An 11496-nucleotide genomic window follows, 5' to 3' on the forward strand; every position below is an offset into this window, starting at 1 on the left:
ATGAATGAAAATCTGCATCCAGCCGAACAAATTGTTATGATCATGGAACGTGTCTATAAATATGGCATGACAACAATTTCAGGAGGAAACCTTTCTATTCTAGATGAAAATGGTGACCTTTGGATTACTCCATCGGGAATTGATAAAGGAGCATTAACCATGGATGATATCATGTGCGTCAAAAAGGACGGTACATTCATAGGGAAACATAAACCATCGGTAGAGCTTCCTTTTCATCAAGGAATTTATGAAGCAAGGCCCGATATAAAAGCTGTCGTACATGCACATCCCCCGGCTTTGGTTTCCTTTAGCATGGCTCGTAAAGGACCAAACCCAAAGTTGCTTTTACATGCATATAAGAGTGTAGCAGATTCCCTTCAGGTTGCACCCTATGCGATCCCTGGAAGCGACAAATTAAAGGAAAATATTTCGGCTGAATTTGCAAAAGGAGGGGATGCGGTCATATTGGAGAATCATGGTATTGTGGTAGGGAAACCCACTATATTTGATGCCTTTATGTTGTTTGAAACACTTGAAGATACTGCTTGTATGGAAATAAATGCAAGGAATATAGGGGAACCATTTGAACTGACCGAACAAAATTTACAAGAAATAGATTTATATAAAGCGGATAAATTAACACAGATAGAAATGAAGCACCATTCTGTCGAAGAGGTTTCTTGTCGTCAAGAAATGATCAGGTTATTGGAACGGTTATATGATCGTCAGCTTTTTACAAGTATCTCAGGCAGCTTTTCAACACGCCTTAAAGATGGATCTATTTTAATCACGCCTTCTCAACAGGACCGTAAATATATTAAGGAAGATGAATTGGTTCTGATTCATCAGGAGTTTAGTGAAGCTGGAAAGGAACCATGTGAGTTTTTTGAGCTTCATCAAAAAATATATGAGTTAAACCCGGAGCTTACATCCGTAATCATTGCGAACCCAAGATTTTTAATGGCCTATGCAGTGACAGATGTTAAATATAATACACATATAATTCCAGAGGCCTACATTGTTCTTCGGGATATAGATAAAGTGCCTTTTGGAATGGGTGAAGATCATAATAGAATGATTGCAGATAAACTAGCAGAGGATAATCCTGTCCTATTAATTGAAAATGGGTATGCAATTGTCTCAGGAAAAAGTTTACTGAGTGTATTTGATAGGCTAGAAGTAGCTGAATATAGTGCAAAAGCATTGGTGTACGCTAAAAGTATTGGCGAAATAATCGATATTAGTGATGAAGATATTGAAGAAATTATTGAAGGTTTTAAGCTAATTGCCAAATAACCATATCAATGAAAAAAGGCAGTTCCTAAGCTCTCTATTTATATAGAGGGCTTTATATATGTTACAATACAAAAACAAACAAAGGTAAACAAAGATTATATAGATAGGAGAAAGTTGGTATGCTTGTAGCTCAAAGACACCAAAAAATTGTTGAACTCGTAAATGAACGTTCGAGTATTCGTGTTACAGAATTAAGTGAAATCTTTTCAGTAACAGAGGAAACAATCCGACGTGATCTCGAAAAGCTTGAGAAAGAAACAAAACTAAAACGCAGCCACGGCGGTGCCGTTAGCCTGCAAGAGGATGATTCGGAAATCCATTTTTCCGAAAGAGTGATAACAAATGTCAACGAAAAAAAAGTGATAGCATATGAAGCGGCAAAGCGGATAGTGGAAGGTGACAGGATTATTTTAGATGCAAGTACAACTGCCTGGTATATGTCAAAAGCCTTACCAAACATACCGCTAACGGTTATTACCAATTCCACCAAAGTGGTGATGGAATTGAGTAAAAAAGAAAAAATAGAGGTTATTTCAACCGGGGGAAGGTTGCTGTCAAAGTCTTTATCATTTGTTGGTCCGATAGCAGAGAAATCATTAACGATGTATCATGTCAACAAAACGTTTTTGTCTTGCAAGGGGATTCACTTAGAAGAAGGACTCAGTGATTCTAATGAAGGGCAGGCTTTATTAAAAAAGAAAATGATCGAGAGGTCGGATGCAGTGATCCTGATGGTGGATTCCTCAAAGTTTGGAAAAAAGGCGTTTTCATTAATCGTTCCGCCTAGTGAAGTGGATGAGGTCATTACGGATAGAGAAATAGATGAAGCATCAAGAAAATTGCTTGAAAAAAGAAATGTAAAAGTAACGATTGTAAAATAAGATAGACTCATTAGCGACAGTTGGGAAATGTGTCCTTTAAAGCGAGCAATTTAATATAGAGATTGGGTATCTTTACGGTACCCAATCTATTTTTATTATTGCCTCGTTTTCAAAAAAAGGGCTTTCAGTTTAGTAACATGCTCGCTGTTAGGGATATGCAGGAGACGAACGGGTATGTGAAAATATTGGCCATGTTATTACCAAGAAGGAAGGGAAATGGGGATTTGTCTTAAGTTTCACAGAAAAAATACTATTAGGGTAAAGGGCAAACGTGAAACGTTAAGAGGTAGTCTTTCCTTTTAAGGGGCTAGATAGTGAAATATTTTTTGGGAAATTTGCATATAATCGAAGGATAAAAAGAATTATTTGGTCCTTGGTGATAGTTGAAATTGGAAAACCTTTCCGGTAACATATATTAAGAATCATATAATAGGAGGTTGTCCATTGGCTTTACAAATTAAAGAAGTTACGAAAAAATTCGGGGAATTCACAGCAGTCAACAAGCTTGATTTAACTATTCCCGAGAAAGAAATGTTCGGTTTTTTAGGCGGGAACGGAGCGGGGAAAACGACTACGTTCCGGATGATACTCGGCCTGCTTGACCCGACTGAAGGGGAAGTGATCTGGGATGGTAAGAAAATCGATTATACGACTAGTTCATTGATTGGCTATCTTCCTGAGGAGCGCGGACTATATCCAAAACTGAAGGTACGCGATCAAATTGTATATTTGGCTAGATTAAGAGGGATGAACAAACGGGATGCTTTGAAAGAGTTGAAGTATTGGCTAGAGCGCTTTATGGTACCCGAGTATATCGATAAGCGAGTTGAAGAGCTTTCAAAGGGAAACCAGCAAAAAATCCAGTTGATCGCCTCCATGATCCATAAACCTGAATTACTTATACTTGACGAACCCTTCAGCGGACTGGATCCAGTGAATGTGGAAATACTGAAGAAAGCTGTCATTGATTTAAGGGACAGCGGTACGACGATCGTTTTCTCGAGCCATCGCATGGAGCATGTTGAGGAGATGTGTGAGCATCTTTGCATCATGCATAAAGGTTCTCCTGTTGTGGCTGGAAAGTTAAAAGAAATCAAGCGTTCTTTTGGTAAAAAGAATGTCTCAATTAAAGCAGATTTTGATCTATCTTTCTTGGATAATTACTCAGGTGTAACAAAAGTCAAGAACACGATGGAAGGGAAAATTCTTCAAGTCTCTGGTGAAGATGTGGCTGAGAGCATGATTCGTGATCTTGTTCCAAGAGGTTTCGTCCGGAAATTCGAATTGGAAGAACCATCGCTGACGGATATTTTCATTGAAAAAGTAGGTGCCGTCTATGAATAAATTTTGGATTGTCCTTTCCCATACATATCTATCAAAATTAAAGACGAAATCCTTTATCATTTCTACAATCATTATGATGGCACTGATTCTCGTTCTTTCGAATCTTTCGAATCTTATTGATAAATTCGACAGTGATGAACAGGAAAAGGTTGCCGTTATCGATCAGACTGAAGGCAGTTTATTTGATTCTTATAAAAAAGCGGTAGCAGGTGTGAACGATGACCTATCGATAATATCCGCCCAGGATGAAAAGGAAGCGGAGGAAATGGTCAGCGCTGAAGAAATCGTTGGTTATTTGTTAATCGAAAAGGATGGAACCATCGGTTTCAAGGGAACGTATAAAGCGAATCAAATTTCAGATTCTGCGGTAAGTAATGATTTGCTTTTAGCGCTTACCCAATTGAAGGGTCAAATAACTGCGAAGGAATTGAGTTTGACAGAGCAGCAAATCGCTCAATTGAATACGCCGCCAGCATTTGATACGATTGCGCTTCAAAAAAATGCAAAAACGGAAGAGGATCTCAATCAAGCACGCGGTCTCGTGTATGTGCTCTTATTCGTCATTTACTTCGGTGTGTTGATGTATGCAACGATGATTGCAATGGAAGTAGCCACTGAGAAAACATCACGGGTCATGGAAATCCTGATTTCAAGTGTCCCGCCAGTCACACAGATGTTTGCCAAAATAATGGGTGTTGCTTTGCTTAGTCTTACGCAAATGATTTTATTTTTTGGGGTGGGCTATTTCTCGATTAAACAAAACCTGACGGGTATGGATGAAGGATTCTTTTCATTTTTCGGTTTCGGCAGCACCGATATCTCAACGATCATTTATGCGATCATCTTCGCTTTGCTTGGTTATTTTCTGTACGCGACTCTTGCGGCATGCCTTGGGTCCGTTGTCAGCAAAATTGAAGATGTCCAGCAAATGATTTCACCGATGACCATGTTAGTCGTCATCGCCTTCATGATTGCGATGTTTGGACTGGGGAATCCATCAGCCAGTTATATTACGATCACATCATTCATTCCATTTTTCACGCCAATGATCATGTTCTTGCGCGTAGGGATGCTAGAAGTTCCATTTTGGGAAATCGCCATCGGCATAGCAGTCTTAATCTTAACCATTGTTTTACTTGGAATTATCGGGGCAAAAATCTATCGTGGTGGAGTCTTGATGTACGGAAGCTCAAAATCACTGAAAAGCATCAAGAATGCCTTACAATTATCAAAGAAAAATTAACATGCAGCCTGGATCCTTCATTTCTGTTGGAGGTATTCAGGTTTTTTACAAAGATAATAATATCAATTTATGAAAAAGGAATGAAAAGCAACATAGATATAAGGGAACATAAATATATTCCACTTAGGCAACCACGTTAGGAGTGAATTAATATGAGCAATCTGGTAACGTTGACGATAGCTTCAGAAGCGTTTCTCTTGCTATCCTTCATCATTATTATTTTATCAGGCAGGAATCCGAAAATGAATGTTCTCTGGGTCATCCTGCTCATAATTGGAGGGGCACCGCTTCTATATTTAGCCATTGATCATGTGAAAAACGATTATATGGATGCAAATATCGGATTGGGCCTTGCCTTTATGTTTACCTGGATATATAGCGCGGTAGCCTTTATCATTGCCATCATTCTTTTAGTGAAGAAGAAAAGGAAAAATAATATTTCAAAAGAACTGTAACAATCACAATTTGGAATCTTAAATTAAATGAAAATAAAAAGGCTGAGGATGCATGAGTATCCTCAGCTTTTTTTAAGGGTTTGTAAATTTTGAAGGTTGCCTCCAGGCACGTGTTTTCCTAAGCAGCGGTCTCGTATCTTCCGTTACAATCAACTGAATATTGTTTGGCCTCAGTGTTTTATGTTATCTGGTTTAATAAAACATACTACTCCTTTTCTTAGGCCAAATAGGTTTTTTCCTGTCCAGATTCAGGATAGTCCAACTTACAAAATGTACGTTTCATAGCTTAAGAATAGAAAACATTATTAAACGAATAGTAATAAATAAGGAACATAAATCTTTTCCTTTGCATAGGGTAGTGGGGTATGGTATATTAATTCTCGAGGAGGGATGGGAAATGGATGAAATGTTGAATGGTAAAGATTCTGTGAATGAAGAAGAATGCTGTACGACCTCTTCCAACGGCCGAAAGAGTCATCACTCAGAAGCAGTAAAAAAGAATTTAACGACCCGGTTAAATCGAATTGAAGGTCAAATTCGCGGTATAAAGGGTCTTATTGAAAAAGATACGTATTGTGATGATGTAATTACCCAAATAGCAGCTACACAAAGCGCGATGAATAGTGTAGCCAAGATATTATTGGAAGGCCATCTAAGGAATTGTGTGGTCGAACGCCTGAATGAAGGGGATACAGAGGTTATAGATGAAGTGCTTGTAACGATACAAAAATTAATGAAAAAATAAAGGAGTAGATGTTGAAATGGAAAATGTAACATTGAGTGTAAGTGGAATGTCTTGTGGTCATTGTGTGAATGCAGTTGAAGGGAATGTAGGAAAACTTGCAGGTGTTGAAAGCGTAAAGGTGCATTTGGATGCAGGAAAAGTAGATGTAGCGTTTGATAAGGAAAAAGTATCACTTGAGAAAATAAAAGAAACAATCGATGATCAAGGCTACGATGTCGAATAAGTCATGGGAGTGCTGTTAAGCACTTTTTTTTACAAAAAAATATACCCCATAGCGGTATAGAAAGGCGGGGATGTTGTGAGCGGCCAAATAAAAGAAACAACCATGCAGATTACAGGTATGACTTGCGCTGCCTGTGCTAACCGGATTGAAAAAGGGTTAAACAGAATGGAAGGCGTTGAGGAAGCCACCGTTAATTTGGCTCTAGAGAAATCGGTCATTAAATATGATACGGAAAAATTAAGCAACAAGGACTTTGAAAAGAAAATTCAAGATCTTGGCTATGATGTAGTAAAAGAGAAAAAGGAATTTACGATTACTGGCATGACCTGTGCTGCATGTGCTAACCGAATTGAAAAAGGATTAAATAAGCTGGATGGAGTAAGCATGGCCAATGTGAACCTTGCGCTCGAAAATGCGACAGTCGAATATGATCCTTCCGAAGCCTCCCCAGTTGACATCATTCAACGGGTGGAGAAGTTAGGGTATGGGGCGATCATCAAGGAAGATAACACGGAATCCGTGGATTTGCGTCAAAAAGAAATTCAAAAACAAAAGAATACATTCATTTTTTCGGTCATATTATCATTTCCATTGTTATGGGCGATGGTAAGCCATTTTAGTTTTACTTCGTTTATCTATATGCCTGATTTCCTCATGAATCCTTGGGTGCAAATGGCATTCGCCACCCCCGTGCAATTTCTGATTGGAAAGCAGTTTTATGTTGGGGCTTATAAAGCCTTGAAAAATAAAAGTGCCAATATGGATGTATTAGTCGCAATGGGAACATCTGCAGCCTATTTTTACAGTGTCTATCAGGCGATCATCTCGATGGGATCCCATCACAATACGGCACAACTTTATTTCGAAACTAGTTCGATTCTTATTACCCTCATTCTCTTAGGGAAGCTTTTTGAAGCAAAAGCAAAAGGACGTTCTTCGGAGGCCATCAAAAAATTGATGGGGCTTCAAGCCAAAACGGCCCTGGTGTTAAGGAACGGGGAAGAACGTGAAATACCACTTGAGGAAGTCATCGTGGGAGATACGATTTTGGTGAAGCCGGGTGAAAAGATCCCTGTCGATGGAGAAGTAGTCGAAGGGAACTCTGCCGTTGATGAATCCATGTTAACGGGTGAGAGCATCCCGGTGGATAAAACAAACGGAGATACTGTGATCGGTTCAACATTGAATAAGAATGGTTTTCTCAAAATGAAAGCGACAAAGATCGGGAGGGATACAGCTCTTTCTCAAATCATAAAAGTGGTCGAAGATGCTCAAGGGTCCAAAGCTCCGATTCAACGTCTTGCTGACCAAATTTCCGGTGTCTTCGTTCCCATTGTTGTCGGAATCGCCCTTTTAACTTTTTTGGTTTGGATGATATGGGTTAACCCTGGAGAATTCCTACCTGCTTTTGAAGCGATGATTGCAGTGCTAGTCATAGCCTGTCCATGTGCTTTAGGTCTGGCCACTCCCACATCCATCATGGCAGGATCAGGTCGGGCCGCTGAATTCGGTATTTTATTTAAAGGCGGGGAACACTTGGAAACCACACACCATATAGATACGGTCATTTTGGATAAAACGGGAACAGTGACAAATGGTACCCCTGTGTTGACCGATGTCCTCATCGAGAACGGTATGGAAGAAGAACAGTTTTTATCTCTAATCGGCGCAGCTGAAAAACAATCTGAACACCCACTTGCGCAATCAATCGTTCAAGGAATTCAAGCAAGACAGATATCACTTCCTGCGATTGAGGAATTTGAAGCGATTCCTGGATACGGCGTGAGAGCTGTAGTGGATCAAAAAGTGTTATACGTCGGAACGCGTAAATTGATGAAGCAAAATAACGTGGATATTACTAAGGCCCTAACAGCGATGGAAGCATTTGAAGAGCAAGGGAAGACAGCAATGCTCGCTAGCATTGAAGGTGAATATGCAGGACTCATTGCCGTTGCCGATACGATAAAAGATACCTCGCTAACGGCAATTAAAAGGTTGAAAGCAATGGGTATCCAGGTCATCATGATAACCGGGGATAATCAAAGGACAGCAAATGCCATCGGCCAGCAAGTGGGCATTGACCAAGTGATTGCAGAAGTCCTTCCTGAAGGGAAAGCGGAAGAAGTGAAAAAACTGCAGGCAACCGGTAAAAGAGTGGCAATGGTAGGAGATGGGATAAATGATGCTCCCGCGCTGGCACTAGCCGATATAGGAATGGCTATAGGAACCGGGACGGACGTAGCCATGGAAGCTGCGGATATCACTTTGATCCGGGGTGATTTGAACAGTATTGCAGATGCAATCCTCATGAGCAGGAAAACGATGCGGAATATCAAACAAAACCTTTTCTGGGCTTTTGCCTATAACGTGATTGGGATACCAATTGCGGCAATCGGACTGCTTGCCCCCTGGTTAGCTGGTGCTGCCATGGCTTTCAGTTCTGTATCAGTCGTATTGAATGCACTTCGCCTTCAACGGGTAAAGCTCTAAAGAACATGTAACATATAATGAAGGCATTGGTACTTACTGAATATAACCATGCCACGAGCGTTTGGATTTACATTCCCAAAAATAAAAGCCGATGATTCCTTGGCAAGTGAATCATCGGCTTTCATCTGGAATAGCCGTGCTTTTTTTATGTTTATAGCGACTCCTAAATGATGTTCCTCCATACTTTCGGTTGCCAAACCGCTTATTTTAAACAGTAAAATACATAATCCGTTGGTACGCCACGCTCGCCTTGTTGATGGAGCATCGCTGATACATTACCGCGATGATAGGTCCCATGATTCACTACATGATGGATGAGGTCAGCAAGTACAAACTTACAAACCCCCATTTTGGGATGTTCGGTTACAATGGTCCGTTCAAGATCAGGCTGTGAAGTAAAAAAATCATCATAATCCTTTGCAAGTTCATCATAGGAGAATTCAAGTTCACTTATTGAGACCCCGTCCACTTCTTTCCGCCGCTGTTCAACTTTCTTAAAAGTATCTTGAATGGTGCTTCCTTTCATTATTTCCAACCAGGTGAAATCTGTTGCGTAAAGGTGAACAAGGACTTCCTTGATGGAAGGAAAGACACTTTTTATCGTGTCGCCATAGACTCCGTCCGGTAATTGTTTTAGGTTTTGGAACACTTGCTGATTAGCCCACACGTGGTAATCATACATTTTCCTTGCACGGTTCATTTCCATTTTTTCACTCCTTCAATTGTTACATATCCTTTTCGACATAATTTTAAAAATACCTCTATAAAAAATAACGGTCACCCTGTAAAGAAAATTACTTTTTTGATAAGTGGAAAATTGGTTTTTCACCAAAAAAGAACTGCTGAACGTTCCTCTTTGTTCCCAATAATAATCTAAACTTAGTGTCTTTTTTATTCTTAATGATGTTGTTTGAATAATTAATCCAATAATTTTCTGTTGAGATAACTTAAAGTTTAGTAGAGCCTAAATAAAAGAAGTGGGGTAGATACTTTACTATTATGGAAGAAAGATAAATAATTAAATTCTGTTAGTTTACATAAATGACCTTACCCACTTTGAGGCATTAGTTCAACAATATAAACATTATTTTGATTCGATAAAGTTTTTTAGAAGGTATCTGATAATTTGTCCATGCAAATGCCTCGTTTTATACATACCATGATAAAAGATGCCATCCTACTACAGTTATTACGTTTGATTACCATCACTTTTGCGTTCACTCATGTTATGGGGGGGCTTTCCATTTTTAATATAGTAGTAGACCATAGTAGATGAAGGGTTTCTCAAATAGGGAATCAACAGACATGTAGTATAAAGGTTTTAAAAAATAAAAAAGGAAAAAATGGATGGATATGTAACCAATTGTCAATCAGGGATGGAAAGCATAAACAGAGATTAGAATGCGGTTAATCATGCGAACAACCTGAAAAGCTGGCAAGGTCAAAGAACATGATATTACAGAAGTTGTGTTAGAGATTGAAAAACACAACCATGAGAATCTAGATCCTGTTAGCGAACTAATTTGTTAGAAAAATAGAACCGTCATTAATTCCAACCATAGATGTCAAGCGGTTTTATTCTTCAACTGATGGGGCTGATTTTTGGATTTCAAGAGTGTGAAAACTCGCTTTATTTGAAATTATTGTTAATAATTATAATAACTCTTATCGAGGGGTGGAAAAAAATGAAAGCAGATGCCGTTTTTGAAGGTGGGGGGGTCAGGGGAATTGCTTTTATTGGAGCGATTCAAGCAATGGAAGAGGAAAATGTAGAATGGGAAAGACTCGCTGGGACATCAGCAGGAGCAGTAATCGCAGCTCTTTTGGCTAGTGGCTATAAAAGCCATGAAATTAGAGAACGGTATAGTGAAATCAACTACTCAAAGATGCGAGGCAGGACAATTTTAAATAGAATTCCCGTTTTTGGCTCTTTTTTGGAACTTATGGTTCATCTTGGGATTTTTAAAAACGACTATTTGGAAACGTGGGTGGATTCTCTTCTTTCAGAAAAAGGGATTAGGACATTCGCGGATCTTCCAGATGGAAAGTTGAAGATAATTGCGTCTGATGTTTCGAATGGTCAGATGCTTATTTTGCCAGATGATTTGGAACGCTATGGGATGTCTCCTGCTGATTTAAAAGTTTCAACTGCCGTAATGATGAGTGCCTCTCTGCCATTTTTCTTCCGTCCGGTTATTTGGAAATCAAAAGACCGGAAAAAATCCTACATTTTAGATGGCGGTTTACTTAGTAACTTCCCAATATGGATTTTCGATACAGATAATCCTCGCTTTCCAACATTCGGATTCCATTTTGTGAAAGATGAGGTTAACATAGATCCGGTTATACCAACGCCAATCCACCTTTTCAAAAATATATTTAAAACGATGCTTCAAGCACATGATTTACGACATATGAATGAAGAAACGATTGAACGCACGATTCAAATTCCTACTGGCGGCATCAACGCAACGGACTTTGAACTGAATGAGGATGAAATCGACTTTCTCTATAAATCAGGCTATACTTCTGCAAAAGAATTTTTGTCTGAGTGGGATTTTGAACAATATAAGCTCAAAAGGATGCAAAGAGTGAAAAATAAGTAGGAGAATCATTATGCTATCGTTTCAAAAGGGTGAAAAAAGGGGACAAGGAGCTGTTACAACGGCTCTCAGTTTGTAGACAAAAGGAGTTCGGAATTAAAAAATTCTGAAACCCTTTTGAAATTTCCTTTGAATTTTGGCCTAAAGTTAAGAGATTGGGGCTCTACGAGCCCACTATGTTAGGCCATTTTTGGACCTCGCCATGTCCAATTGGCC

The 11496-nt window shown here is 39.2% G+C and carries 10 protein-coding genes; 9 read left to right on the plus strand and 1 reads right to left on the minus strand.

Annotated elements, in window-relative coordinates; genetic code table 11:
* From ACFX4I_RS12045 to ACFX4I_RS12080, 8 genes are all read left to right on the plus strand, one after another.
* Nucleotides 1–1296 (plus strand): class II aldolase/adducin family protein, encoded by a 1296-nt coding sequence (locus ACFX4I_RS12045; RefSeq protein ID WP_377420835.1) that lies wholly within the window; start codon nt 1–3, stop codon nt 1294–1296.
* Nucleotides 1297–1415: 119 nt separating this feature from the next.
* Nucleotides 1416–2177 (plus strand): DeoR/GlpR family DNA-binding transcription regulator, encoded by a 762-nt coding sequence (locus ACFX4I_RS12050; RefSeq protein WP_101221779.1) that lies wholly within the window; start codon nt 1416–1418, stop codon nt 2175–2177.
* 444 nt (nt 2178–2621) lie between these two features.
* Entirely contained in the window at nt 2622–3521 is a 900-nt protein-coding gene (locus ACFX4I_RS12055) for an ABC transporter ATP-binding protein (RefSeq protein ID WP_377420837.1), read from the plus strand.
* On the plus strand, nt 3514–4764 hold the full coding sequence (locus ACFX4I_RS12060; RefSeq protein ID WP_377420839.1) for an ABC transporter permease: 1251 nt from the start codon (nt 3514–3516) through the stop codon (nt 4762–4764). The genes ACFX4I_RS12055 and ACFX4I_RS12060 overlap by 8 nt, the downstream gene beginning before the upstream one ends.
* A 152-nt stretch (nt 4765–4916) precedes the next feature.
* Nucleotides 4917–5219 carry a hypothetical protein gene (locus ACFX4I_RS12065; RefSeq protein ID WP_377420841.1) on the plus strand — a complete coding sequence of 101 codons (303 nt, stop codon included), beginning with the start codon at nt 4917–4919 and terminating at the stop codon, nt 5217–5219.
* 406 nt (nt 5220–5625) lie between these two features.
* A complete protein-coding gene (locus ACFX4I_RS12070) occupies nt 5626–5964 on the plus strand; it encodes a metal-sensitive transcriptional regulator (RefSeq protein ID WP_377420850.1) in 339 nt (112 codons plus the stop codon).
* Between the two features lie 16 nt (nt 5965–5980).
* Nucleotides 5981–6187, plus strand: coding sequence for a copper chaperone CopZ (copZ, locus tag ACFX4I_RS12075; RefSeq protein WP_076368959.1), 207 nt, complete (start codon nt 5981–5983; stop codon nt 6185–6187).
* A 102-nt stretch (nt 6188–6289) separates the two neighbouring features.
* Complete coding sequence (locus tag ACFX4I_RS12080) at nt 6290–8677, plus strand: heavy metal translocating P-type ATPase (RefSeq protein ID WP_377420852.1); 2388 nt, start codon at nt 6290–6292, stop codon at nt 8675–8677.
* 202 nt (nt 8678–8879) lie between these two features.
* On the opposite strand, the gene ACFX4I_RS12085 is transcribed toward ACFX4I_RS12080, so the two are convergent.
* Nucleotides 8880–9383, minus strand: coding sequence for a DinB family protein (locus ACFX4I_RS12085; RefSeq protein ID WP_283932924.1), 504 nt, complete (start codon nt 9381–9383; stop codon nt 8880–8882).
* A gap of 979 nt (nt 9384–10362) precedes the next feature.
* On the opposite strand from ACFX4I_RS12085, the gene ACFX4I_RS12090 reads away from it, so the two are divergent.
* Entirely contained in the window at nt 10363–11283 is a 921-nt protein-coding gene (locus ACFX4I_RS12090) for a patatin-like phospholipase family protein (RefSeq protein ID WP_230303793.1), read from the plus strand.
* Nucleotides 11284–11496 lie beyond the last annotated feature (213 nt).

The organism is Peribacillus sp. YIM B13472 (assembly GCF_042788005.1).
Taxonomy (GTDB): domain Bacteria; phylum Bacillota; class Bacilli; order Bacillales; family DSM-1321; genus Peribacillus; species Peribacillus simplex_E.

Excerpts from the sequence above, each read along its gene's own strand:
- ACFX4I_RS12045 (WP_377420835.1), top strand. The coding sequence starts at position 1 with ATGAATGAAAATCTGCATCCAGCCGAACAAATTGTTATGATCATGGAA.
- ACFX4I_RS12050 (WP_101221779.1), top strand. The coding sequence starts at position 1,416 with ATGCTTGTAGCTCAAAGACACCAAAAAATTGTTGAACTCGTAAATGAA.
- ACFX4I_RS12060 (WP_377420839.1), top strand. The coding sequence starts at position 3,514 with ATGAATAAATTTTGGATTGTCCTTTCCCATACATATCTATCAAAATTA.
- ACFX4I_RS12065 (WP_377420841.1), top strand. The coding sequence starts at position 4,917 with ATGAGCAATCTGGTAACGTTGACGATAGCTTCAGAAGCGTTTCTCTTG.
- ACFX4I_RS12070 (WP_377420850.1), top strand. The coding sequence starts at position 5,626 with ATGTTGAATGGTAAAGATTCTGTGAATGAAGAAGAATGCTGTACGACC.
- copZ (WP_076368959.1), top strand. The coding sequence starts at position 5,981 with ATGGAAAATGTAACATTGAGTGTAAGTGGAATGTCTTGTGGTCATTGT.
- ACFX4I_RS12080 (WP_377420852.1), top strand. The coding sequence starts at position 6,290 with ATGCAGATTACAGGTATGACTTGCGCTGCCTGTGCTAACCGGATTGAA.
- ACFX4I_RS12085 (WP_283932924.1), bottom strand. The coding sequence starts at position 9,383 with ATGGAAATGAACCGTGCAAGGAAAATGTATGATTACCACGTGTGGGCT.
- ACFX4I_RS12090 (WP_230303793.1), top strand. The coding sequence starts at position 10,363 with ATGAAAGCAGATGCCGTTTTTGAAGGTGGGGGGGTCAGGGGAATTGCT.